Source organism: Desulfonatronum thiosulfatophilum (assembly GCF_900104215.1).
In the GTDB taxonomy this organism is placed as follows: domain Bacteria; phylum Desulfobacterota; class Desulfovibrionia; order Desulfovibrionales; family Desulfonatronaceae; genus Desulfonatronum; species Desulfonatronum thiosulfatophilum.
Window position 1 is genome coordinate 12,940 of sequence record NZ_FMXO01000010.1, and the last position, 25,231, is coordinate 38,170.

The window sequence follows — 25,231 nt, forward strand, 5'->3', positions numbered from 1 at the left end:
AGTGGAATTATGGATACAGGTCGAGCTAACTCTTGAATCTGCGATCCCAATCGAATTCCTTCGATGTGACCACGTCTTCAAGGCGTCGGATTCGTTTGTCCAAACGGTCAAACTTGCTTTTGATCCGGGAAAATCCTTCGTTTCTGGAGCGGGCGTAGACCTGGTAGAAATCATTTTCCTCGTCGGTGTTCAATGGCAGCACCGGTTCAGGTTTGAGGAGAAATCCAACCAGCAAGTAGATGCCCACTACCGGCCAGAAGCCCGTGAAGAAGAGCAGCATGACGGCGATGAATCGCGTCCAGAAAACCGAGATGTTTAAGTACTTCGCCAATCCCTTGCATACGCCAAGGATGATTCCGCTTCTGGAGCGGTAGAGTCGATCATGTGGTGTGTTTGCGAAATCCATCATGGTGTTTCACCTTTCTTGTCCCGACGCATCAGGATGGACTCCAGGTTTTCCACTCGGGAGTCCAGCTTCTCGAGGTTTTGGTAGATTTCCTGGATCATCCTGGCCTCGTTCTCCTCTTCGGGGGAAAGACGCGATTCAGAGCCAGGCCGGTAGAATCGGATCGCCATCAATACGATTATTCCCAGAAAAAAAACAATGATCAACGCGCCGCCGACAAGAACAAGGGTTGATAAAAAACCCATCATGAGTTGTTCCTCGATGTTTTGTGTTTATGCGGTAAAAGCGTGGACGGCTCATTCTTCGCCCTGGTTTCTAACTGGAAATTCTTGCTTCAATTAGGCGAATCCTCCTGCTTTCTCGCAGGGTTTCGCATTCGCAGGGCTTCAATTTCTCGTTCAATATCCTCATCAACTTCCAGCTTGGCGAATTTTTCTTCCAGCGTAAAGGACTCTTCCTTGCGATCTTTTCGAAACCGGTCATCCATGACCCACGGCCCAGCCATTTCGGCTTCGGCTTCCATGCGGTCGATACGCTGTTCAAATTCCTCGAATCGCATCATGGCGACCTGGGAATCGGCCTTGCGCAGATCGCTTCCGACCCGCTTGCGATCCTTGGCTCGAATGTGACGCTGAACTAGAAGTCGTTGCTTCTCCTTGGCAGAGAGGAGTTTTTCCTCCAGCGCGGTGAGATCGGCCTTGTATCCATCTATGATTCTCTCGTTCTCGATCAGTTCCCGGGAGATTATTTCCTTTTTGGATTCGAGGCGTCGGCGTTCCATCAGCGCTTCCCGCGCCAGATCCTCATGCCCTTTTTCCACGGCCAATCCGGCCCTCTCCTGCCATCCGGCAGCCTTAGCCTCCAGCATTTCCCATTCGCGGCGGATTTTCACCGTGGCTGCCATAGCTCCGGCACAAGAGGCCTTGAGTTCTACAAGAGTTTCCTCCATTTCCTGGATCATCAAGCGGAGCAGTTTTTTTGGATCCTCGGCACGCTCCAGCATGGAATTGATGTTGGAACTGATAATGTCTCGAAATCGATTAAAAATACCCATTTATTTGCCTCCTTGTAATATCTTTTTGTAACTGCTTCTTCGTTTCGGCAGCATCTCCTGGCCATGGCTTTCGCCGTTACGACCTCAGCGTGTAAACATCTGCTGCCATTTGTCATTGAACGAAAGTCGGAAATCCATTTTTTTATGGTCCACCCGGACTTATAATTGCAGTTACATCATTCTGGTTGGGGACAGTTAAGCATTCTCTGTGCCATAGATGATTTGCATGGAATACGAGGAGGTTGTCAGTCCAGACAAAATGTCGACTTGACGTTTAGCGCCACATCTTGGCAAGCTATTCAAGCATATGGCGATAATTACCAAAACACATTCCCTGTTCAGCGAGGCTTTGGGACGATCCGATGCGTTCCTTTCGTTTCAGGAACAACTCGGCGCGGTGGCCAAGGTCGACCGGCCGGTGGTCATTATCGGTGAGCGCGGCTCGGGCAAGGAATTGGCTGCTGTTCGACTGCACTACCATTCCACCCGTTGGCAAGCGCCGCTGGTAACGGTAAACTGTGCCGCTTTGTCCGAGTCGCTCCTGGAATCCGAGCTTTTCGGTCATGAACCCGGCGCGTTCACCGGAGCCATACGCCTGCGTACGGGGAGATTCGAGTCCGCCCATCAAGGTACGCTTTTCCTGGATGAAATAGGGACCATGCCCTTGACCATGCAGGAAAAGATCTTGCGGGTCGTGGAATACCAGGTTGTCGAACGACTTGGCGGATCCCGCCCCATGGAGGTGGATGTCCGAATTGTAGCGGCCACCAATGCAAACCTGAAGAGCATGGCCGAAAGTGGCCGCTTCAAGGATGATCTGCTGGACCGTCTGGCGTTTGAAGTGCTGCATGTACCTCCTTTGCGAGAGCGGGAGGGGGATGTTCTCCTTCTGGCCGAACATTTTGCCGCACGCATGGCCGTGGAATTAGGATTATCCACAGCGCCGCGATTCAGCAAAAAGGTGTTGGAGATTCTGGAAGGTTATCCATGGCCGGGAAATGTCCGTGAATTGAAAAGCGTTGTCGAGCGTGCCGTGTTTCGGGCCAAGGGCTCAGAGGTGATCCGGGACGTGGTTGTTGATCCCTTCGCCCGGACAGGGCGGAAAGTAGTTGAAGCGTCCATGGAACCGTCTGCTGTCTCGCGACAGGAAAATGGTTCCACGGAACGGGGAGCCGGACTTTTGGAATCCATGAACCTTCCGGATGCCCTGGCCGACCTGGAACGGCGATACCTGGAACACGCTTTGCGTCAGGCGCGCTTCAATCAGCGCAAGGCCGCCAAAATCCTCGGCCTGCGCTACCACCAGTTCCGCGGGCTGTACCGCAAGCATTCGCAGGTCCAGGCAGAGTTGAACAATACCGATATGTAGAAGAAAATATGAAACGACTCAGCAGGTTGCGGTTATGGCCTCATCCGGCGCGAGGCTTCGCTTCGAGGGAAGACCTGCTTGGTTTCAGGATCCGGAATTCAATGTCTGGCTACCCGTGTTTTGCGGGAATGACTTGTTTTGCCGTTTCCGAATCAGCCATAACCGCAAAGGCGGGGATTCATTTTTTGCTGATGAACTGAATTGTCGGACAGGTGGGCTTTTTTCTTTTTTTTGGTGCAGCACTCGGTTGGCGGGGATGATCCCCACGAACAAGATATTGTGAAGAGATCAATGAGCAAAAAGATAAGATTTTCGGTGCTGGGAGCATGTCCATGAACTTCCAGGTTCTTCAAAATCGATTGTATTTCGATAAGAAGGACTATGAACTGTTGGGCATTGTCAACGATGTTCTGGATCGTGAAGACACTCCCAACTTGAAAAGCCTTCTGACCCCTTATTTGCATCCTCATGGCATCAAGGAGATGGCCGCATCCAAGGGATTGAGAATTGCATACGCCGTGGTGCGCTTGTTCCGTTCTCTGGAGCGAAGCAATGTCGACGAACGTCTACGAACCTTGAGTGCCCTGCGCGAAGAAGTATTTTCCTCATCCGGCGTAGGTTTGCGGAATAATACAGCCAGGGTTTTGCTGCAGATCATGAAGGAATTGGTTCGGGCCAAGGACGAGGAACAGAAATTGAAGCTGGCCCGTGATTTTCGGGAAGCAGCCACGGGACGTCCCCGGGCCATTGCCCGTCAGTTGCGGAAATACCATCTTGTGGAAATGCCCGAGGAATGGAACCAGATTGCCTTTGATGACCATGTTCATGACGCCAACACCAAAGGCCGCAAAACCGCGACTCATCTGATCATGGACGCCTGGATCAAGGGCATCCGCCGGCTACGGGTTATTTATTACAACTACTTGACGCCGGAAGTGGCCGATGAGTTGATGCGCGCGGCTGCGATCATGGATGTCGATGTCCGGGTGGGGCTGGAATTCACTCCACGTTTCCGGGGCCGTTATATCCGTCTGATCTGGTCGCCGCGCGGATTCAATGAATCCAGTGACTATTTGGACTTTTGCCGCCAGCCTGGCGTTCAGCAGTTCATGGATGAGGGGCGCGCCGCATCAGAGTATAAACAGGCTTATGTTTTTGCCGTGATGGAGGCGTTCAATCAGAAGCATCGGCTTGAGATCAACCGCCGCTTCGGCATTCTCATGCCCTTGCTGTCCCGGGATGAATTGCTGCATCTCGTCGGGACCGGACAGCCTTCTTTGCACCACCTGGCCAAATTGATTCATGACAAGATCCTGCCGCTTTTTCGCGAACGGCTTGACGATCTTCATGAATGCTGCGCTTATGGAGGAGAGGAGCAACGCCAGGCAGGCACGCAGTTGGCGGAAACGATGAATCGGTTCGATATCGAAAACATCATCGAGGAGTTTTTGCGGCCGAGCAGGAATCCGGATCTTCCCAACCTTGCTGTTCCCTCCGATGATGACGATGCGCCCGCTCTGCTGCGGGCTTCCCTGCAAGAACTTCTCGACAAGCTGGAACGATTGCATGCACGGTACCGCATCACCTTGGGGTTGAGCGGATTGTGGGCCGAGGATGTTCTCGAGATCCTTTACCAGAGTCAAGGTAGGGTCACCCGACTGGAAGCATTCAATTTTAAGGACACCGCATACAACCGTTGTCCGGACAATACTCGAATCTTTGAATTGCAGTCCGCCTTGAATTCGGGCAATGCCGTCTCATTGAAACGGGTTGTGATGGACATCGTCCAGAAGGTTGTGGCCGATCCTGATCGCAGTGAAGATCAGAAGATAAGACTGCGGTCGATTCTTAGCGATCTGGAAACCTTTCGAGATTATTACCGTGGTTCAGTTCTGGAATCCCGCATCGGGACGGATTCCACCGGCGGTTCGTCAAAAGTGCCGGGCATGGGTTTGGTTGTCGTGGATACCCTGCCATGGCGATGCCGGCGGCAGATGAACAAATTGGGTGACTTACAGGGCGGAATACCGATCCGGATTGATGTGGTTTTGCGCAAAACCTACGATTTTAGGCACTTCGAGCGCAAAATGAACCGGATGTCCGGTACCGGTCAGCCATGCATATGGAGTCGAATAATACCGTGGCTCTGTCCTTCCAACGATGAATGGCAGGTTCAACAATACCAGAGCGTCCCCTCGGAGCACAGCAACATCCGTATCCTGGGCGGGTTTGCCGATGCCAACGGCAATCGTCTGGAACTGGACTGCACCGTCCAGCCAAAGGTGAAGAAACGCCCCCACCCCAGGTATCTGAACACCAATATCAAAAACTGGCTGAAAATCCTTTGCGGGTTTGTACCTGCCTTTGCCACCTTCGCTTTGACGAAAGACTGGTGGTTGCTGGCCTATTTCGGGGCCTTGATCTGGTTTGGGATCACTGGTGTTCGCAACATTATACAATCCGTCCTGGGAGGCGGCGGATTGCGGCGCACGCCGTTTTTGCGTTGGAGCGAGTACGTCAAATGGAATCGAATTTCCGACTCCTTGATGTACACAGGGTTTTCAGTGCCCCTGCTGGACTTTCTGGTCAAGACGGTCGCCCTGGAGCAGGGCATGGGGGTCACCGTCGCCACTGCTCCCCTAACATTGTACGCCGTTATGGCCGTGGTCAATGGACTGTATCTTGCGAGCCACAATCTGTTTCGCGGCTTACCTAAGACCGCGGCTGTCGGCAACCTCTTCCGGACCATCCTTTCCATCCCCGTGGCTCTTGCTTTGAATTTTTTGCTCGGATTTGCGCTGGCATCAGCGGGGGTTCCGGCTGTGGGGGCGGTGCTGCAAAGCTGGGCCGCCATCATTTCCAAGCTGGCCTCGGATATTGTTGCCGGGTTTATTGAAGGCCTTGCGGATCGCGGCGTCAATTTCAGGGAACGAGCACGGGATTACACGCAGAAATTGCGGCAGATTTTCGATGTCTATGCGCGTCTTGAGCTGCAGCATCCCGATTCCGAAGTGTTGAGCGTTCTTGAGACGCCGGAGCGATTTGTGTGCTCGGTCAGTCTGGAGGAGGAGAGCCTGAACTTGGCTGCCATCGTCAATGCCCTGGATCTCATGTATTTCTGGATGTACCAGCCGCGGGCTAGGCATGTTCTGGAACAGATGATGCGACAGATGAGTACGGAAGAGCGCCGGGTTTTTCTCCTTTCGCAGTATGTCCTGCAACGGGAACGCGATATTTCCCAGCTGTTTCTGGACGGACTGGTGGGTAAGAATTTTGCTGGGGCACTGGCTTTCTATCTGCACAACTGGCGCAGATACCTGGAAGATATCCAGCGACTGGCCCTGCACCTGCCGTCATTCAGCATACCGGTACCCAAGCCCAGACGCACGCAGTGCCGAGTGTGATCGCAGTGAGTGTAATAATGCTCTGGTTTGGCCGGCATTTGATGAGTAGCATCCCTGTTTTTTGACACGTGAATAATTTTTCAGTAATGCGCCTTCACCTACATTTGAATTTTGAAGACGATTCGGTTCTTTCGCCAGCTTATTTTGAGATTTCAGGGCACCTCCTGGCCGTCTTTCAACTCATTTCACATCCCCTCAACCAAATGAAAAATCAATGGATATTGTAACCATTGTCCTCATCTTGGCGGTGTTCGGCGGATTGCTGATGGCCTTCAGCATCGGCGCCAACGATGCCGCCAACGCCATGGCCTCCTCCGTAGGTTCACGGGCTATCACCGTACGCCAGGCCGTGGTGATCGCCTCCGTCCTGGCCTTCGTGGGGGCTGTTTTTCTCGGTGCGAACGTGGCCGCGACCATCTCCCGAGGGATCATCAACCCGGAGATGATCGAGGACCAGAATCTGCTCATGCTGGGCATGCTGGGAGCGCTGCTTTCGGCCGGGCTGTGGGTGCTCCTGGCTACGGTGTTCGGCTTTCCAGTCTCCACCACCCATTCCATTGTCGGCAGCATTCTCGGATTTGGGTTCGTAGCCGGCGGACCGGAAGTGGTTCGCTGGGGTACGATGTTCGGCATTGTGCTGTCCTGGATCATTTCGCCATTTTTCGGGGCCTTGCTGGCCTACCTGGTTTTTGTACACATTCGCAAGAAGGTGTTGAGCGCTCGGGACTTTGTCCGCAGCGCCAAATTGTGGGCGCCTTTCTGGCTGGCCATGACCGTGATCCTGGTGATGATGTCCTTTTTGTTGAAGATGCCCATGGGCAAGGCCCTGGGAATCAGCATCTACGGTATTTTCGGCGTCGTTTGCGTCGTGGCCGCGGTGGTCTGGGGCATCGGATATTTGGTGGTTGGACGGTTGCTGCATGGCGTGGAACAGGGACCGGAAACCATGGAAGAGTTGTTTCGCCGGATGCAGATCGGCATGGCCTGCTACATGGCGCTGTCCCTGGGGGCCAACGACGTGGCCAATGCCATCGGTCCCGTGACGGCCATCTGGCTCATCGCCCGGACCGGGGGCTTGGCTGCCACGGCCGAAGTGCCGATTTGGCTCTTGCTGTTCGGCGGCATGGGGATCGCCGTGGGGGTCATGGTGCTTGGAAAGCGGGTTATGGCCACGGTGGGTGAGCGGATCACCCTGCTGACCAACACCCGGGGCTTTTCCGTCGGCTTCGGCGCGGCCACAACGGTCTTGATGGCCTCGAACTTGGGCATGCCCGTGTCCACCACCCACGCCACAGTAGGCGGTGTGGTCGGGGTTGGGCTGGCTAGAGGTTTCGCTGCGGTGGATTTTCGTGTTCTGGGAAAAATCGTGATGTACTGGCTGCTGACAGTGCCCGTGGCAGCCTTTACGTCCGTGGTAATTTTTCAATTATTGCGCTGGTTCGTGCTTTAGGCTCGACGGCGCGCAAACGAGGTGACACATGCGGGTTCGGATACCTTTTTTGAGCATGATCGGCGGACGTTCACCCATGGACGGTCTGTTGGAGCATTACAGTCAAGTGGAAGCCTCCATGACGATCATCAATGAGTCGTTGCTGTGCTATATCGGAGGCGGCAGCTCGTGCAAGGATTTTCAGATCCTGAAGCAGGAACTCGATCATCTGGAGGAGAGGGCGGACAAGATCAAGCGCAACACCCGCAACCACCTGCCCCGCGGCGTGTTCATGTCCGTGGATAAGACCTTGTTTCTGAACTACACCCGGGCTCAGGACAATATCCTGGATTCAGCCCAGGACGCCCTGGACTGGCTGAACATCCATACGGTGCAGATCCCTGGAACCTTGCGCACCGGAGGCCTGACCATCGTCGAGGGCGCCATCCGGACCGTGGAACTGCTCAAGCCGGCCCTGGAAGGAACCATTCGCCTGTTGCACACGGATTTCACGGATCGGCAAGCGGTCAAGGAAAGCTACCGCGCTGTCCGCAGCCAACATAATGACGTACGTAAGATGAAATCCCTGCTGTTCCGGGAACTGTTCAGCGCGGACATGGAATTCAAGGACGTCTTCCAGCTTCTGCACTTTTTCGAATACATGCACGAGATGAGTCACAACGCAGAAGGCTGCGCGGATATCCTGCGGGCGATGATTGCGAGGTGATGGGAGGAATCAGGAGGCGGATGAAGAAAGAAAAGACTGGAGACTCCCATCATTCCGTTCGAGCTTGCGAAAAAATGAACAAGGTTTATGGTGCTATGACTCAATGAACCTATCAAAAGGCAGCTCGTACGAGCTGCCTTTTGGTTTTGGTGCAGGTGTTTGCACTAGCCCTGACCATTCGGTGAAGGATCTTGGTTGTCGGAACCATCAGGGCTTATTCATCACAACCCCCCCCGGAACAGCATGGAACATCTTCTCTTAATGGATATCGGAAATACGAATACCAAAATCGGCATTGTGCAGGACGGATCGATGCTCGGCAGCTACAGCCTGCCGACCCGCTCCGAGTCCACAGCGGACGCATGGGGATTGCAAATCCTGCAGATCCTGGGTCTGCACAGACTGTATCCGGAAGATCTGTCGGGATGGGTGATCTGTTCGGTCGTGCCTCCGGTCGGCGCCCTGGTGCGCACGGCCGGGGAGCGGTTTTGCGGATGTCCCGTGCTGTTCGTACCGGAAGATATGCCCTTGGCCCTGGAAAATCACTATGCCAGACCCTATGAAGTCGGAGCAGACCGTCTGGTGGCCGCATTTGGCGCCAGACGTCTTTTTGCAAGTACTTCGCTGATCGTTGTTGATTTCGGGACGGCAACCACCTTTGACTGTGTCCAGGATAACGCCTATCTTGGCGGTTTGATTTGCCCCGGAATCTATTCTTCCGCCGCGGCCTTGGCTTCAAAAACCGCCAAACTGCCCACCATTTCCTTTGATGGTGTCGAAGCAGAACCAAAGATCGGTCAAAATACCACGGAAAGTCTGCGTCAAGGCATGGTTTTCGGGTTTGCTTCCCTGGTGGAAGGCCTTTGCGGTCGTTTGAAGCCGCTGCTGAAATCCCCCGTGGAAGTGGTGGTCACCGGCGGCCCGGCAAAGGCCCTGATCGGCATCACTTCGGGCATTGACCATTATTGCCCAGACTTGCTGATGCAGGGCCTATTGATGAATTACATCGATCATGCACACATGTTACGAAAAGGAGTACAAGTATGAGCAGCACTATTGTCGGCGTTTGGGCCAGAGAAATTCTTGATTCTCGCGGCAATCCCACTGTTGAGGTGGAAGTCTCCCTCGAGGCAGGAGCCACCGGACGTTCCGCGGTGCCTTCCGGTGCGTCCACCGGCTCCCGTGAAGCCCTGGAGATGCGGGACAATGACGCCCGCCGCTATGCGGGCAAGGGCGTAATGACCGCCGTGGAGCATGTGCGTGAGGAGATTGCGGATACCATCGTGGGCCTGGATGCCTTGAGTCAGCTCAAGGTGGATCAGGTCCTGCTCGATCTGGACGGCACCGAGAACAAATCCCGTCTGGGCGCCAATGCCATTCTGGGGGTTTCCATGGCCACGGCGCGGGCCGCTGCGAACTATCTTGGACTGCCGCTGTTCCAATACCTGGGCGGAGTGAATGCCAAAATTTTGCCGGTGCCGATGATGAACATTCTCAATGGCGGAGCGCACGCCCCGAACAACCTGGACATCCAGGAATTCATGATCCTGCCTCTGGGTGCTCAATCCTTTTCCGAAGCCCTGCGGATGGGCGCGGAAACGTTTCATGCCCTGAAAAGCATTCTGGCCAAGGACAAGCACATCACGTCAGTGGGCGACGAAGGCGGCTTTGCTCCGAACCTGAAGAGCCACAAGGAAGCTTTTCAATACATCATCCGGGCCATTGAAGCCGCCGGCTATCAGCCTGGAATCGAGATCGCCCTGGGCATCGACGCCGCGGCTTCGGAATTTTTCAAGGACGGCAAGTACCGGCTGACCGGCGAAAATCTTGAACTTTCCTCTGAAGAACTCATCGACTACTACAGCCAGTTCACTGCTGAGTTTCCGCTCATCTCCATCGAGGACGGCCATGCCGAAGGCGACTGGGACGGCTGGCGGAAAATGACCCTGGCCTTTGAGGACCGGATCCAGATTGTTGGCGACGACATTTTCGTGACCAACCCGGACATTCTGGCCGAAGGCATTCAGGAGGGCATAGCCAATGCCATTCTGATCAAGCTGAACCAGATCGGCACGGTCACCGAAACCCTGGACACCATAGAAATGGCCAAGGCCGCTTCCTACGGCACGGTCATCTCCCATCGCTCCGGCGAGACCGAGGATGCCTTCATCGCGGATTTGGCCGTGGGCTTGAACGCCGGACAGATCAAGACCGGCTCCTTGTGTCGCAGCGATCGTCTGGCGAAGTACAACCAGCTGCTGCGTATCGAAGAGGTGCTGGAAGAGCAGGGCGCATATTTCGGCCCGAGCATGATCGCCCAGTGGCTGGATGAGGAACCGGGAGAAGATTGATGGCCGCATTGGTATTGGACGGCAAGAAGACAGCCGCGAAAATCCGTTTGGAACTGCAGCGGGAAGTGGCCGATCTGGCCGCTTCCCGCGGTTTTTTTCCGGGACTGGCCGTGATTCTCGTCGGAGAGGACCCCGCATCTCAAGTCTATGTCCGCAACAAGGAGCGGGCATGTGCCGAAGTGGGCATCGTCTCCCGAAGTCTGCGTCTGCCCGGAGACGTCTCCCAGGATCACCTGGAAGGCCTGATTCGGGATTTGAACGCGGACGAAAAAATTCACGGCATCCTGCTGCAATTGCCTTTGCCTGGAGGGCTGCAGGCTCAACGCTGCCTGGAATTGATTGCCCCGGAAAAGGACGTGGACGGATTTCACCCCGAAAACATGGGGCGATTGACCCTCGGACTACCCGGCCTGCGGCCCTGCACTCCCGCGGGGGTTCTGGAACTGCTCGCCCGCCATGACTTAAGCGTTGCCGGAAAAAAGGCCGTGATTGTCGGACGCAGCAATATTGTGGGAAAGCCTTTGGCGATGATGTTGGCTCAGCCTGACTCCCGGGGCAATGCCACGGTGACGCTGTGCCATTCCCGCACACCGGATCTGGCCGCGGAAATGCGTCGGGCGGATTTTCTGTTTCTGGCTGTGGGCCGCCCGCTGTTCGCAACGGCGGACATGGTTGCTCCCGGAGCCGTGGTGGTGGATGTCGGCATCAACCGCACGGATCAGGGCTTGGTCGGAGACGCGGATTTTGCTTCGCTGCTGGAGACGGTCTCAGCCATCACCCCTGTGCCCGGTGGCGTCGGTCCGATGACTATTGCCCAGTTGCTGGGCAACACGGTCCAGGCATACCGAGCAGCCGTGCGTTGTTGAAGACCCGGGAGACGAAATAGGTTCGCATCCGTTTCGTTTCCCGTTTTCAGGTGTCTTCACTCTTGTGACGGCTCGGATTATCGTTCAGCCTGTTTTATTAATGAATCTCGCTTCCTGCGTGGCGGACATGCCGCTGCGATAGCCGGAGAAACCCTGGCCTTTTTTACGGGTGCGGATCAGATCTTCCTTGAGCAGTTTGTGCAGGCGGCGGGCTTCAGCACTGACCATGGAATGCACGGCCTGCAATTTTTCCATCTTATCCAGGAAGACCTCCTGAGATACTCGTCCCCTGCCCTGCCATGCCATATCCAGGAGGCGGCCCCGATCGTTGGCCAGGGCCTCAGCCTCTTCGATATTTCCTTCGACGAGCAAGTCCAGCTCCATCTTTCCCAGGTCCAAAGCCTCGTCCAGACAAAACTCGATTGTCTGCATCCTAGTTCTCCCGAATGGATTTGCGGACATCCTCACGAAGCTGAGCGACGATGCTTTTCCATCGTTCAACCAAGGGATGGAACTCATATTCCAGCAAGTCGGACAGCAGTATCCAGTCTTCGTTTTCCTGAACTTCCATCATTTCAGTGAACAGCTCGGACAATTCATTGACAGCCGTTTCAAACTGAGGATTTTTGGTCAGGGAAAACTCATCCCGCAGGGCGCCGATCATGGTCAAAAAATCCCGGGTCACATCCAACAGATCCTGGTACATTTCCAGGGCCTCGGCGTCGTCGGCGCGGCGGAACAGGTCGGCGATCTGCTTTGACCCCTCGCTCATCAGGCGGATGACCTTGTACAGTTCGCGGGCGATGTTCACGCCCATTTCCGGAACGCCCATGGTCTTGATTTCCACTTTCTGGATGTCGCGGCAATCCACGTCTTCTGCCTGATGGGGATAGATTTCCGAGAACGCCTCGTCATTGACCAGGACGTCGGTCACGATGCGGTTGTCCAGATGTTCCATGCTCATCAGCCCGACGAGCAACTCGTCCAGGTTCGTGAAGTTGGTGATGTTAAAATCAGATTTTTGCCCGTCGATAATAATCATTGCGGAACCTCCTTGAGAGTGGCGGAATTATTTCGCTGGATATTCAATTTTCGTGCCGGTTGTTTTGTTTTTCGAGCATGGATTTCCAGGCCTGCGTCAAGACGAGGTAGCGGCGGGTGAGGTGGAGGATATTGGTGAGGTTGTGTCCCTGGTCCTGAGATTCCGTGAACCACAGGCGGCCAAGTACGGTGAAAAATGGATCGCTTTGCCAATGGGACTGAAGACGTTCCCAGTATGCCAGGAATTTTTGTTTCACCTTTTCCATGGGGTTGGCGGCCAGGACCTGGACCTGACTTTCCAGGATGCGCAACAAGGCGATGCTTTGATCCAGGGAGGCCAGTATTGCGTCATGTTGTGCAACCGGCAGCACATAAGCGTGGTTGGGTGGGTGAATGACGGAACATTGGTCAAGAAATTGACGATAAAGGTGACGCTGGATGCGTATCCACTGGGTGCGCAAACTTTCTTCCTGCCCCGAGAGGGATTTGAGATCCAGGTACCCGTGCTCATCACGACGGGTCAGCCAAGCCCTGACACGGGTTGCATCCGTTCCGGGAGAGGAGGCAGCGGAAGGTCGTCGTCCCCCATTCTGGGGCGTGAGCAGATGGTCGCAAATCAGCTGGAACACATGGTGCGGCGTGATTTCCCAGCGGCATTTTTCCTGATGTGAACATGTGGTTCCAAACGCGCAGGGATGGCAAGCCAATTTCGGCTCCAGGCAAATGCTTCCTGCTCGGTAGGGGCCGGTGTCCCAGGGCTGGGCCGTGGCCAGAAAAATTGCGGCAATGGGGCGATGCAGGCCTGCTGCCAGATGCATTGTGCCGGTATCGTTGGTGACGAGAAGGTCGGCATGGCAGAGTGCCGCGGCCAGTTCGGGCAGTGATGTGCGACCGACAAGGTCGATGAAGGGGGCTACGGCATGACGGGCATACCCTTCAGCCAGGGGCCTCTCGCCGGAGGTACCCAGCAAAACGGGGCACATCCGGAAATTATCCCAGAGCAGCGCGCCGAGCTGGGCAAAATATTCCCACGGCCATTGCCTGCGGGGTTCGCTGGCGCCGGGTTGCAGGGCCACGAACCCGCGGCACTCCGATCTGGCTGCATCGGGGATCTTTGCCGTCAAGATGTCGTGGATGCGTTCCATGACCTCATCGGCCGGCCGGGCCAGGTCGAGATCCCGACAGCGGACCGGAAGATCCGCGCTGCGCAGCATCAGGTCCACGAGATTGAAGGGACTGCAACCTCGATTCATGGTGGAGGTTTGAAGAAACGCGGCCCAGCTGTTGCCGTAATACCCGAAGCCCTGCTCGTCCAACCCGAATCCGCCGATGGGATCCGTGTTCAGGAATCGGGCAAGGAGTCTGGCACTTTGCAGCGGCGTCAGGTTCAGGAGAGAGTGGGGGGGGAAATCCAGGTGCAACGCATGGCGCCAGCGGATAAACCGCTCCAGACCGTGAGGCCAGCCGCGATCCAGATCGGACAGAAGAGCCGCCCCGGGCAGGGCGAACACATGGTCCATGCCCTTCAGGAACTGGGCTGCCCCGGCGAAATTGTCCAAACAGACCAGCCCGACGCTCCGCCCTTGGTCCTGAAGACCCGCGATGACCGGCTGGGTTTGCAGCAGGTCGCCGAAGCGGGTCAGGTTCAGGACCAGAGTGTTCATCTACGCAAAGCTATGTCGGAAGATTGGGGGTGGCGTAGAGCTCGCCGCCAAAGGCGTCATTCACCACCAGGAGAGGGAAGTCACGGACGACCAGCTCCCGGACGGCTTCCGGGCCAAGGTCTTCAAAGGCGATGATCTTGGCTGCTTCGATGCGCTGAGAGAGGAGCGCGCCCGCACCGCCGGTTGCTCCGAAATATACGGCATTATGGCGAACCAGAGCGTCCTTGACGTCCTGGCTGCGTTTGCCCTTACCGATGGTCGCCTTGACGCCGAGACTGTGCAGCCGTGGGGTGTAGCTGTCCATGCGGTAGCTGGTTGTGGGACCGGCGGAGCCGATGGGCCGGCCTTCAGGGGCCGGCGAGGGGCCGACGTAATAGATGACCGCGCCTTTCAATGGAAACGGCAGCTCCGTGCCGGCCTCCAGGGCCTGGATGATTTTCTTGTGCGCGGCGTCCCGTGCCGTGTAGATGATTCCGGAGAGCAGCACCCGGTCTCCGGCCTTGAGCTGAACCACGTCCTCATCGCGCAGAGGAGCCCGTAATCGATATTCCTTGCTCACAGTTCCACCTCCTCGTGGCGTGCGGAATGGCATTGAACGTTGACGGCCAAGGGAAGGCTTGCGATGTGGCAGGGTGCCATGTTGATGCGCACGCCCAGACAGGTGGCGTCTCCGCCCAGCCCCATGGGGCCGATGCCGAGGTCATTTATCTCGGACAGCAGTTCCTGTTCCATTTTGGCGATTTCCGGATCAGGGTGGGCTTGATCCAGAGGCCGAAGCAGGGCCTGTTTGGCCAGTTTGGGGGCAAGTTCGAAGGAGCCGCCGATTCCAATACCGAGCATGATGGGCGGACAGGGATTGGGTCCGGCTTCGGCTACGCGGGTCAGAACGAACTCCTTGACGCCTTTCCAGCCCTGGGCCGGGGAGAGCATTGTCACCCGGGACATGTTTTCGCTGCCGCCGCCCTTGGCCATGAACGCGATTTTCAAACCGTCCCCCGGCACCAGGTCGATATGGATCACGGCCGGGGAATTGTCGCCGGTGTTCTTGCGGGTCAGGGGATGGCACATGGATTTGCGTAACAGTCCATCCTGATAGCCGCGGATCATGCCTTCGGTTACGGCGTCACGCACCCCGGCGCCTTCCACCCGGCAATCTTCGCCCAGTTCAACAAAGAAAACGGCCATGCCGGTATCCTGGCAAAGGGGCAGCCCGCTTTCCCTGGCCAGAGCGGCATTCTCCTCCAGCTGGGCCAGGATCTCTCGGCCGGAGGAAGAGCTTTCCGCCTCCTTGGCCCGACTGATGGCCCCGAGGACGTCCTCGGGCAGAATGCGATTCGCCTGCACGACCATTTTTGCCACCTGATCCGCAATTGTCGCGGCGTTCACCGTGCGCATGACTGTTCCCCTATTTCCGATTCCACGGCAAAAGATTCATCACTCCGGCCCAGCCCATCTTCCAGCGCAGCATGCCCAACTGGTCCTGCAGCGGCAGGTGCTTGGGGCAGACGTCCTCGCAGGCCAACAAACCCATGCAGCCGAAGATGCCCTGGTCGTTGCCGACGATTTCGAAGTAGTCCTGCTCCGTTCGCCGGTCACGAGGATCGATGACGAAGCGGGCGAGGCGATTGAGACCGGCAGCGCCGAGGAAATCCGGACGCATGACAGCCGTGCCGCAGGCAGCGACGCAGCAGCCGCACTCGATGCAGCGTTCCAGTTCGTAAATTTCTTCGGCCAGAGCATTATCCATGGGTTCTTCCTGAGCCCTGGGATCGAACTTCTTGTCCGTATGTACCCAGGATCTGACCCGCTGTGCCATGTTCCGGAACCATGTTCCGGTATCCACGGACAGGTCGCCCACAAGCGTGAAAAAAGGGAGAGGCATCAAGGTGATGTTTTCCGGAAGGTCCTTGGTTTTTGTGTGGCAGGCCAATCCCGGACGGCCATTGATGACCATGGCGCATGCGCCGCAGATGCCGGCCCGACAGCAGAAATCGAACTGCAACCCCGGATCCTGTTCCTCGCGAATCCTGTTCAGGGCGATGAACAGGGTCATGTGGCTGGTTTCATCCAGTACGAACGTGTCCGTGTGGGGAGTGGAAATTGGATCCTGGGGATTGTACCGGAAAATGGAAAAGGTCAGATTCCTGGCCATGCGATTCCTCTTTTACGTGATGAACGGTCCAATGAATGACAATAAAATCCGCGCACAGGCGACGAGACGCCCTGGGCCGAATCTTGAACGGCCTGATGATCTTCCTCGGCCGCGTGCCGTATCTGTCGCTTGTCGCGGAAAAATATGATCCTAGTTCTTTTCCGCCTTGGGTTCAGCGGCGATGATCTTGCCGCCGCCGTAGCCTCGCTCCCCGGGAGGAATGCTCCAGACCTCGGAGACGGGTTCATAATTCAGGGTGGGCAGATCGGCGCCCGGCTGCCATGTGGCTAAAGTGCGCACCAGCCAGTCGCGGTCGTTGCGTTCTGGATAGTCTTCCCGGGCATGGCTGCCGCGGCTTTCCGTGCGCTGCAGCGCCCCCTGGGCCACGCAAAGCGCCAGCCGGACCATTCCCGGCAGGCGCAGGGCCAGGGCCAGTTCCGGGTTGGCGCCGAGTCCGTTGGAGCGCAGTCGCAACTTTCGGGCACGTTCATGGACGCTCTGAAGGGTCTCAACGCAGGTCTGAAGATCCTTGCCATTGCGGAAAATGCCCGCACCCTGCATCAGGGCGTCATACATGGCGTTGCGGACATCGAACGTGTTTTCCCGGCCGTCGCTGCCAATGATCAGCCGCTTGATCCGATCCTGCTGCCGTGCGGCAAAATCCCTTACCAAGCCGGTGGGGTAGGAAACCTGGTGGTGTTGCAGGTATTCCACCACTTTGGCTCCGATGATCATTCCGGCGACCACGGTTTCCGCCAGGGAGTTTCCGCCCAGGCGGTTGAAGCCGTGCATGTCCCAGCAGGCGGCTTCCCCGGCGGAGAAGAGTCCCTTCAAGCCGTAAGCTAGGCCGTCCTTGTTGGTTCGCACTCCACCCATGCTGTAGTGCTGTGTGGGACGGACCGGGATGAGGCTCTGGGCCGGATCGATGCCCAGGAAGTTTTTGCAGATTTCATCCACTTCCCGCAGCTTGGTGGCCAAGTGCTCGCAACCCAGGTGGCGGATGTCCAGCCAGAGGTGTTCACCGTAGGGGCTTTCGACTCCTTTGCCCTGGCGCATGTGGTGGGTCATCCAGCGCGATACGACATCCCGGGAAGCCAGTTCGGCCTTGTCCGGTTCGTAGTCGGGCATAAAGCGATGCCCGTCCTTGTCCAGCAGCGTGCCGCCGTCGCCGCGGCAGCCTTCGGTGACCAGGATGTCCGTGGGTACAATTCCCGTGGGATGGAACTGAACGGCCTCCATGTTGCCCAGGGGAACGACACCGGTATCCAGGGCGGCGATCAGCCCGCCGCCGTCGTTGATCACGGCATTGGTGGACTCCCTGTAGATCCTTCCGAATCCCCCGGTGGCGATCAGCGTGACTCGGGCCAGATAGATGCGCAATTCTCCGGTTTTCAAACAGCGAGCCACGGCGCCGAGACAGTTCTCGTTGTCGTGAATCAGGCTGAGAACCTCGATCTTGTCATGTACGGCCACGCCCAGTTGCACAGCCCGGTTGTCCATGGTGTAGAGGACGGTATGCCCGGTGCCGTCGGAGGTGTAACAGGTTCGCCATTTGGCTGTTCCGCCGAAGGCGCGGGCCGTGATCAGTCCCTCTTTCTCCTTTTTCTCTTCCTTTTCGAAGAGTTTGCCGCCCTTGAAATAGGTGGACTTGCCGGGAACCACCCGGTTCCAGGGCACGCCCCAGGCCGCGAGCTGGCGCATGGCAATGGGCGCATTGTCCACGAAGAGACGGGCGACTTCCTGATCGCACCCCCAATCTGAACCCTTGACCGTGTCTTCAAAATGCACGTCCGGGGAATCTCCTTCTCCCATGGCGCAGTTGCCCAATGCCGCCTGCATGCCGCCCTGGGCCGCGGAGGAGTGTGAACGGCGCGCCGGTACGAGACTCAGGCAGGTTACGTCGAAACCGGCCGCCGCGGCCTCGATGGCCACGCGTTCTCCGGCAAGACCGGCGCCGATGCACAGGAGATCTGTTTGAAACGTCTGCATGGTTGTATTCCTTTGGAGGATATCAGATGACGAAGTCGCAAATGCAAATCAAATGGCAGAAACTGGGAATTAAAAGCATGAGAGGGCGATCAGGTCTGGTCGCCTGGCGGTTGGCCTCGAGTTTTTATCGCCAGACAATGCCGAATTCGTAAAACCGCAAACGGCGCAGCCAGATCTGGATCCTGTCGGCGGCGCCATCTCCTAGATGGCCAGGAAATAGAAGCGCAACAGCGCCATCAGGCCGATGAAGATGAACGCACTTGTCACGACAAGTTCAAAACGCTGCATCCCGGACCGCTTGTCGCGCCTGATAAAGCCCCATTTTACGGCAATTCGATACAGTCCGATGCCCACATGCAATTCCACAAGAGGCAGCAGGATCAGGTAGAAACCCATCCAAAAGCCACCCTGGATGCGGGCGGCGCTTTTGGCGGCGGTAATGGGCAGATCCGTGAGCACCACCCACATGTGGATGGCTCCCATGATCAGGATGATCATGGCCGTGACTACCTGTACAAGCCAGAGCCAGGTGTCCCGGTGGGCGAGCATTCGGGAATGCTTCCATATTATGGACTGTTGATCGGCCTGGAAAGGGATCTTGCGTGCGGCGAGCATGAAATGGAGGAGGAAGATCAAGCCGATGATTGGACCGCCGACCTGAGCCATGTAGGTGGCTTCAAAGAAATGGGCAATGGCATCCATGACCCCCGGTCCGATGATCACGCTGGCCACCAGGATCATATGCGCCCACATGAACAGGATCAGCCCCGCACCGGTGAGCATTTGCAGCCAATCGAGATATGCGGAGGAGCGCGAAGGGCCATGAACATGGATGGCGGTATCAATGGACATTGGTTTTTTCGTCCTTTGGCGGGAAAGGGTGAACAGAGGCTAATTCAGCATAAAAAGTCGAACTACTAATGAGATTTCTAGTCCATTGTCAACGCATGTCCAAAGATTCAGTTCATAACTATCCGCTGCCCGACGTGATCTCGCGAACTGACAAAGTTATTCGCCTGGGTTTTATTGCATAGCCCTTCGATTTCAGTGTGCGGAGTGCGCAACAGGAATGCAGGGGCCAAATGGGGATGAACGAATCCAGCCCGTTCAGATATGCGATGCCGCAAAACCAAGGATCAGCAAAGTTCTTGCTATGGGATCAGAATGTACAAAAAAGGTGAAGGGGGGCTGGGTAAAATCACGCGCGGGCATTACAGATTCATCGGTGACTTAAGACATGCCCACGGCAATTCGATACTGGAGTGCGGGCAGACACGAGATGTACCTGGAGTTCAGGATTCTTTTTTGCGCAACGCGAAATCCCGCATTTTCTGGGCATGTTCCAATCCAGGATTGATGCTCAAGGCTTTGGAAGCCGCTTCAGCCGCCTTGTCCCATTGGCAGGAGTCGATATGGACGCGACCGAGATTGAAAAAAAGCCGTTCGTCGTCATCAGACATCTTCAAGGCTTGTTGAAAGCATTCCTCTGCTTCCGTGTATTTGCGAAGTTTGCGCAGGCCCATGCCGATACGGTTCAAGATGTGCACCGATTCGGGTTTATGCCCCAATGTGGTGATCAGGTAGTCAAAAGCCTTTTCGACATGTCCGGTTTCGAGGAAGAGCTCACCAATGTCGACCTTCAGTTCCATGTCGTCGTGATAATATTTTATCATCTTTTCAAACAGGTGCGTTGCCTGTTCGATTTGGCCCTCGATGACCATCTGCCGGCCTTTGGCCAGCCCTTCCTGTTTCTGGCGTTCACGCTCGGCCAAAAGTTTCCGGGCGTCGGCCACGGCACTTTCCTGAAGCTCGCCCAACAGTTCCCGAAGCATTCCCTGCAGTTCGGATTCAGCCCCGGGAGTGTAACTTAACAGGATCGGATACACCTTGCGCAGGTTTGGGTCGTTGTTGAGCTTGTAAACGGAGGTTTCCACGGAACGTTCAAATTCGGCGCGCTCACTCTTGATCAGAGGCGTACGGGTGATGAGACCCAGGGCGTCGTGCAAGGCCAGAACAGCGGGCAACACTTTCTCCTGTTTGAGGAGGGTGCCGATCCCCGAGAGCGCGGAGCGGGCCTTGATCAGTTCCGTGGACATGATATGACCTCCTAATGTTTTTTGCCGAGGGTTTCGTCCAGCATGGTCACAAAACGATCAAAGAACGAGCGGCAGTCATGGGGACCTGGTCCGGCCTCAGGGTGATGCTGAACGGCCATCAAGGGTTTGGTCTTATGACGGAATCCTTCGAGGGTGTTGTCATTGAGGTTGACGTGGGTCGGGTGGTAGAAATCGGATGAGCCGAAGTCCACGCAAAAACCATGGTTTTGCGAGGAAATCTCCACCCGGCCGGTGGACAGTTCCTTGACTGGATGGTTCAGTCCGTGGTGACCGAATTTCAACTTGTAGGTGGTCCCGCCCAAAGCCAGCCCCATGATCTGCTGGCCCAGGCAGATGCCGGCCATGGGCAGTTTGTCCGTCAACTCGGCCACGGTCTGGACGATATCGGTCAGAGACGCCGGGTCTCCGGGGCCGTTGCCCAGAAATACGGCATCCGGCCGCAGGGCCATGACCTGGTCCGTCGTGAAGGAGGCCGGGACCACCAGCAGATCCAGTCCCTTTTTTTGCAGGATGCGCAGGATGCTCCACTTGATGCCGAAATCGAAGACCACCACCCGGTGGCCGGGTCCGGGCCAAGCGTAATTCCCCTGGTCCAGGGTCACAAAGCGAGGCCGGCGGCCGTCCCAGACGTATGGACCAGGCACCTCCACGTTCTGTACCAGATTGGCCCCTTCCATGGAAGGCAGGGACCGGGCCTGCTCGATCAGTTCCTGCACAGGAACGTTTCTGGTGGAAATGATCCCCCGTTTGGCGCCGTGAATGCGGATATGTCTGGTCAGGGCCCGGGTGTCGATACCTTCCAATCCAATGACTCCGGCATCCCGCAGGTAGTCCGGCAGGGATTGGGTGGCGCGCCAGTTGGACGGTTGTTTGCAACATTCCTTGACAATCATGGCTTCCGCCTGCACGCGGTCGGATTCAACATCCTCGGGGTTAACCCCATAGTTTCCGATCAGCGGATAGGTCATGCACACCATCTGCCCGATATAGGAAGGATCCGTGAGCACTTCCTGGTATCCGGTCATGCCGGTGTTGAAAATGACTTCCCCGCCGGCCTCGCCTTCACCTGTAAAGGACCGGCCGGCAAACCAGGTGCCGTCTTCCAGAGCTAATATCGCACGCATATTTTTTCCTCGTGGTCTATTGTTGATCAGAGCGTTGAGAGTCGCTGAAAAAAGCGGCGGTCGCGGACAACCGCGTTATTGACGTCATCGGGAATACGTACGTCCGGCAATGAAGCCGTGATGTCAAGCCGTCTTGGGTAGGCAAGGCAAAGCTTCCCGAGGCGGAGCAGACTGGGCGCTGGGGTTTCAGTCAAATCCCAGGTCATGGAGCATGGAACAGGCGCGGGGGATGTCTTCCGGGCGGTCCACCCCGAGGGCGCCATGATCCGTAAGCAGGACGTGAATGGGAATGGCTGCTTCCAGCAGGCGCAACTGCTCCAGTTTTTCGATCTGTTCTAATTTTCCCGGGCCGAGTGCGACGAACTTTCGCAACGCACGCATCCGAAAGGCGTACAGTCCGATGTGGCCCAGGCACGTGGCGACTCCTTCCCTGGCATGAGGGATGGGAGACCGGGAAAAATAAAGTGCTCGTCCCCGCCCGTCCAGAACCACTTTGACCACGTCCGGGTTGCGGGCCTCTTCGGCATCTACGCGTCTGGCCAGGGTGGCGACCTGGGTCTCGGGGTCCGTGAACGGCGTGAGCAGGCAGGAGAGCAGGTCCGGATGCAGGGCCGGTTCATCCCCCTGGATGTTTACCACGACGCTGTTCTCGGATAACCCGAGAGCCTCGGCGGCTTCAAGTACCCGATCCGTGCCGCTGGGATGGTCCGCGCGGGTCATCAGCGCCGGTATGTCGCAGGCGCGGGCAGCCTCCAAAATACGGGAGTCATCCGTAGCCAGAGTGACGGTGCGCAGAGCCGGACAGGCTCGTGCCCGCTGATAGACATGCCAGAACATGGGCCGGCCCAGAATGTCGGCCAGAGGTTTGCCCGGAAAGCGGGATGAAGCGAATCGGGCCGGTATGATTCCGTGGCAGTTCGGCAGATCGGGCTGGATGCTCATGCCGGAGATGAGAGTATTCTGTGATGCACCGTGGGCGCGGCGATAAAGCTCTGGTTGTCGATTTCGCGGATGGCCGCCTGGACATCCTGGGCCTGAGCCTTGTGGGTGACGAAGACCACGGGCACGCTGCGGCCGGCGGGGGAGCCTTTCTGGACGACCTGGGCAATGCTGATGTTGCGCTGCCCAAGGACTCCGGCAATGCTCGCCAGGACCCCGGGGCGGTCAAGTACCGAAAAGCGGAAGTAATGGCGGGAGCTGACCAGTTCCGGGGCGAGGATGCTGGCCATGGGCAGCATTGCGTTCTGGAAGCCGGTATTGTTCGGGGTGCGGCCGTTGCGCGCCAGGTTCATGATGTCCGCCAGTACGGCGCTGCCGGTGGGCAGGTCGCCGGCGCCCTGGCCGTAGAGCATGATCGGTCCCACTGCGTCGCCGTCCAGTAAGATGGCGTTGAAGGCTCCATCCACTTTGCCCAGAATGGATTCCCGGCGGACAAGGGCGGTGAAAACCCCGGCGTCCAGGAGACCATTGGTTTCCCGGACCTGGGCAATGAGCTTGATGCGGTAGCCGAATTCGTCGGCAAATGCGATATCTTGGGGATCAACATGAGTGATGCCCGTCACCGGCAGCCTGGACAGCGGGTAGTCCTGGCCGTGAGCCAGACGGATCAGCAGGATCAGCTTGTGGGCTGCGTCCATGCCCTCAATGTCCAGAGTCGGATCGGCTTCGGCATACCCCTTGACCTGGGCCTGATGCAACGCGGACTGGAAATCCAGCCCCCGGGAGGTCATTTCGGAAAGGATGAAGTTGGCCGTGCCGTTGAGTATGCCCGTCAGGACTTTGATTTGGTTGCCGGCAAGCCCTTCCTTGAGCGTCTGGACAATGGGGATGCCCCCGGCGATGCTGGCTTCATAGCCGAGCCCGACCTGGTTTTCGGCAGCCAAGGCAAAGAGTTCGTTGCCCTGATGGGCCAGCAGGGCTTTGTTGGCCGTGACCACATGCCGCCCGGAACGCAATGCGCCGGTAATCAACTCGTAAGCCGTATCCTGGCCGCCCATCAATTCCACGATGATGTCCAATTCCGGATCCCCGAGCAGATCCTGGACGTCGGAGGTCAGCCTGATGTCTGCATTTTCGGGGAGATCGCGTTTCTTGGACGGGTCGCGAACCAGGGCCGTCTTGATCTCCACGCGCCGTCCGAGGCGCCGTTCGATCCAGTCTGCGTTGGAGGCGAGAATCTTGGCCAGCCCCGTTCCCACGGTGCCCAGGCCTGCAAGCCCCAGACGGATCAACTCTCCGGACATGATTCCCCCGTAATGACCTTGCGCAACCCGCGGATTGCCTGATTGATGCGGTGCCGGTTTTCCACCAGGGCGAACCGGACATGATCGTCGCCGTAGTTTCCGAAGCCCAAGCCAGGGGAAACGGCCACCTTGCCTTCTCGCAACAGAAGCTTGGAAAACTCGACCGATCCCATTTTGCGGAACTCTTCGGGAATCTGAGCCCAAACGAACATTGTTCCCTTGGGGGAGGGGACATCCCAGCCGATGCGGTGCAGACCTTCGATCAAGGCGTCGCGTCGATCCTTGTAGGTGGTGACGATTTCCTCGACGCAATCCTGGGGGCCGTTGAGGGCAATGATCGCGGCGATCTGGACGGGCTGGAACATGCCGTAGTCCAGGTAGCTCTTGATGCGGGTCAACGCCTGGACCATGTCCCGGTTGCCCACGCAGAAGCCCACCCGCCAGCCGGCCATGGAATAGCTCTTGGACAAGGAAAAGAATTCCACGCCCACGTCCTTGGCGCCCTTGGCCTGCAGAAAGCTGGGCGCCTGGTAGCCGTCAAAGGTCAGGTCGGCATAAGCCAGATCGTGGATGACGTACATCTTATGTTCCTTGGCAAAGTCCACGATCTTTTCAAAGAAAGCCAGATCCACGCATTCGGTGGTGGGGTTGTGGGGATAGGAGATGATCAGCACCTTGGGTTGCGGCCAGGTTTGCCGTGTGGCCACCATCAAGTCCTCGAAAAAGTCGCGATCCCGTCCGATGGGAATTCTACGGACATCCGCACCGGCAATGATCGCTGAAAAGGGATGGATGGGATATGTCGGATCCTGGGCGAAAACCACGTCGCCGGGACTGAGCATGACCATGGCCAGGTGGGCAAGACCTTCCTTGGCGCCGAGAGTGGCCACGGCTTCCTGATCCGGGTTGAGTTCGACGCCGAACCTGCGCCAATACCAGTCGCAAATAGCCAGGCGGAGCTTGGGAATGCCCTTGGATGCGGAATAGCGGTGGTTTGTGGCCTTCTGCGCGGCTTCGCAGAGTTTGTCCACGATGTGCTTGGGCGTAGCCAGATCCGGATTGCCCATCCCAAGGTCAATGATGTCCTCCCCTTGGTGACGCATTCGGGCCTTGAGTTCGTTGACCACTGCGAAAACATAAGGGGGCAGTCTCTGTACGCGAGGAAATTGTTCCATGAATCGCCTGCTGTGGGTAAGATGTCCAGGAATAAACCGGTCGTGGAATGTATCCGCGAGGAGTGGTTCTGTCAAAGGCAATGTACTGCGTCGATTGCGTTAGCCATTAAAATGATGGAA

23 protein-coding genes are annotated in these 25,231 nt (G+C 56.9%); 7 read left to right on the plus strand and 16 right to left on the minus strand.

Features of this window, described 5'->3' with window-relative positions; translation table 11 throughout:
* Positions 1 to 25: 25 nt before the first annotated feature.
* The 3 genes from pspC to BLP93_RS09395 form a co-directional block, all read right to left on the minus strand.
* Entirely contained in the window at positions 26 to 409 is a 384-nt protein-coding gene (gene pspC / locus BLP93_RS09385) for an envelope stress response membrane protein PspC (RefSeq protein ID WP_092120494.1), read from the minus strand.
* On the minus strand, positions 406 to 654 hold the full coding sequence (locus tag BLP93_RS09390; RefSeq protein WP_092120497.1) for a hypothetical protein: 249 nt from the start codon (positions 652 to 654) through the stop codon (positions 406 to 408). The genes pspC and BLP93_RS09390 overlap by 4 nt, the downstream gene beginning before the upstream one ends.
* 86 nt (positions 655 to 740) lie before the next feature.
* Positions 741 to 1,460: a PspA/IM30 family protein gene (locus BLP93_RS09395; protein ID WP_092120500.1), complete on the minus strand. Its 720-nt coding sequence runs from the start codon at positions 1,458 to 1,460 to the stop codon at positions 741 to 743.
* Positions 1,461 to 1,767: 307 nt separating this feature from the next.
* Between BLP93_RS09395 and pspF the strand changes: the two genes are divergently transcribed.
* From pspF to folD, 7 genes are all read left to right on the plus strand, one after another.
* Positions 1,768 to 2,829, plus strand: coding sequence for a phage shock protein operon transcriptional activator (pspF, locus tag BLP93_RS09400; RefSeq protein ID WP_092120503.1), 1,062 nt, complete (start codon positions 1,768 to 1,770; stop codon positions 2,827 to 2,829).
* Between the two features lie 326 nt (positions 2,830 to 3,155).
* Positions 3,156 to 6,233: a hypothetical protein gene (locus BLP93_RS09405; protein WP_092120506.1), complete on the plus strand. Its 3,078-nt coding sequence runs from the start codon at positions 3,156 to 3,158 to the stop codon at positions 6,231 to 6,233.
* A gap of 214 nt (positions 6,234 to 6,447) precedes the next feature.
* Positions 6,448 to 7,683, plus strand: a complete 1,236-nt coding sequence (locus tag BLP93_RS09410; protein WP_092120509.1) for an inorganic phosphate transporter — start codon at positions 6,448 to 6,450, stop codon at positions 7,681 to 7,683.
* A 28-nt stretch (positions 7,684 to 7,711) separates the two neighbouring features.
* On the plus strand, positions 7,712 to 8,389 hold the full coding sequence (locus BLP93_RS09415; protein WP_092120512.1) for a DUF47 domain-containing protein: 678 nt from the start codon (positions 7,712 to 7,714) through the stop codon (positions 8,387 to 8,389).
* Positions 8,390 to 8,632: 243 nt separating this feature from the next.
* Positions 8,633 to 9,436: a type III pantothenate kinase gene (locus BLP93_RS09420; RefSeq protein ID WP_092120515.1), complete on the plus strand. Its 804-nt coding sequence runs from the start codon at positions 8,633 to 8,635 to the stop codon at positions 9,434 to 9,436.
* Positions 9,433 to 10,740 carry a phosphopyruvate hydratase gene (gene eno / locus BLP93_RS09425; protein ID WP_092120518.1) on the plus strand — a complete coding sequence of 436 codons (1,308 nt, stop codon included), beginning with the start codon at positions 9,433 to 9,435 and terminating at the stop codon, positions 10,738 to 10,740. The genes BLP93_RS09420 and eno overlap by 4 nt, the downstream gene beginning before the upstream one ends.
* On the plus strand, positions 10,740 to 11,606 hold the full coding sequence (gene folD, locus BLP93_RS09430) for a bifunctional methylenetetrahydrofolate dehydrogenase/methenyltetrahydrofolate cyclohydrolase FolD (protein ID WP_092120521.1): 867 nt from the start codon (positions 10,740 to 10,742) through the stop codon (positions 11,604 to 11,606). Before eno ends, folD begins: the two co-directional genes overlap by 1 nt.
* 84 nt (positions 11,607 to 11,690) lie before the next feature.
* On the opposite strand, the gene BLP93_RS09435 is transcribed toward folD, so the two are convergent.
* From BLP93_RS09435 to BLP93_RS09495, 13 genes are all read right to left on the minus strand, one after another.
* On the minus strand, positions 11,691 to 12,038 hold the full coding sequence (locus BLP93_RS09435) for a hypothetical protein (protein WP_092120524.1): 348 nt from the start codon (positions 12,036 to 12,038) through the stop codon (positions 11,691 to 11,693).
* 1 nt (position 12,039) lies between these two features.
* The gene (locus tag BLP93_RS09440) at positions 12,040 to 12,648 is read right to left on the minus strand and encodes a DUF8043 domain-containing protein (RefSeq protein WP_092120527.1); all 609 of its coding nucleotides are present in this window, start codon (positions 12,646 to 12,648) and stop codon (positions 12,040 to 12,042) included.
* Between the two features lie 43 nt (positions 12,649 to 12,691).
* On the minus strand, positions 12,692 to 14,311 hold the full coding sequence (locus BLP93_RS09445) for a glycosyltransferase family 9 protein (RefSeq protein WP_092120530.1): 1,620 nt from the start codon (positions 14,309 to 14,311) through the stop codon (positions 12,692 to 12,694).
* Positions 14,312 to 14,321: 10 nt separating this feature from the next.
* Positions 14,322 to 14,903 (minus strand): Fe-S-containing hydro-lyase, encoded by a 582-nt coding sequence (locus BLP93_RS09450; RefSeq protein WP_092120533.1) that lies wholly within the window; start codon positions 14,901 to 14,903, stop codon positions 14,322 to 14,324.
* Complete coding sequence (locus BLP93_RS09455) at positions 14,867 to 15,706, minus strand: fumarate hydratase (RefSeq protein ID WP_092120536.1); 840 nt, start codon at positions 15,704 to 15,706, stop codon at positions 14,867 to 14,869. The genes BLP93_RS09450 and BLP93_RS09455 overlap by 37 nt, the downstream gene beginning before the upstream one ends.
* 10 nt (positions 15,707 to 15,716) lie before the next feature.
* The gene (locus BLP93_RS09460; RefSeq protein WP_092120539.1) at positions 15,717 to 16,463 is read right to left on the minus strand and encodes a fumarate reductase iron-sulfur subunit; all 747 of its coding nucleotides are present in this window, start codon (positions 16,461 to 16,463) and stop codon (positions 15,717 to 15,719) included.
* Positions 16,464 to 16,613: 150 nt separating this feature from the next.
* Entirely contained in the window at positions 16,614 to 18,452 is a 1,839-nt protein-coding gene (locus BLP93_RS09465; RefSeq protein WP_092120542.1) for a fumarate reductase flavoprotein subunit, read from the minus strand.
* A 201-nt stretch (positions 18,453 to 18,653) separates the two neighbouring features.
* Positions 18,654 to 19,304, minus strand: coding sequence for a succinate dehydrogenase/fumarate reductase transmembrane subunit (locus BLP93_RS09470; RefSeq protein WP_092120545.1), 651 nt, complete (start codon positions 19,302 to 19,304; stop codon positions 18,654 to 18,656).
* A gap of 440 nt (positions 19,305 to 19,744) precedes the next feature.
* Positions 19,745 to 20,548: a tetratricopeptide repeat protein gene (locus BLP93_RS09475; protein WP_092120548.1), complete on the minus strand. Its 804-nt coding sequence runs from the start codon at positions 20,546 to 20,548 to the stop codon at positions 19,745 to 19,747.
* 11 nt (positions 20,549 to 20,559) lie between these two features.
* The gene (carA, locus tag BLP93_RS09480) at positions 20,560 to 21,693 is read right to left on the minus strand and encodes a glutamine-hydrolyzing carbamoyl-phosphate synthase small subunit (RefSeq protein ID WP_092120551.1); all 1,134 of its coding nucleotides are present in this window, start codon (positions 21,691 to 21,693) and stop codon (positions 20,560 to 20,562) included.
* A gap of 186 nt (positions 21,694 to 21,879) precedes the next feature.
* Positions 21,880 to 22,635: a 3-deoxy-manno-octulosonate cytidylyltransferase gene (gene kdsB, locus BLP93_RS09485; protein WP_092120554.1), complete on the minus strand. Its 756-nt coding sequence runs from the start codon at positions 22,633 to 22,635 to the stop codon at positions 21,880 to 21,882.
* Positions 22,632 to 23,936 (minus strand): homoserine dehydrogenase, encoded by a 1,305-nt coding sequence (locus tag BLP93_RS09490; RefSeq protein WP_092120557.1) that lies wholly within the window; start codon positions 23,934 to 23,936, stop codon positions 22,632 to 22,634. The genes kdsB and BLP93_RS09490 overlap by 4 nt, the downstream gene beginning before the upstream one ends.
* Positions 23,921 to 25,111, minus strand: a complete 1,191-nt coding sequence (locus BLP93_RS09495; protein WP_092120560.1) for an aminotransferase class I/II-fold pyridoxal phosphate-dependent enzyme — start codon at positions 25,109 to 25,111, stop codon at positions 23,921 to 23,923. Before BLP93_RS09495 ends, BLP93_RS09490 begins: the two co-directional genes overlap by 16 nt.
* Positions 25,112 to 25,231: the final 120 nt, after the last annotated feature.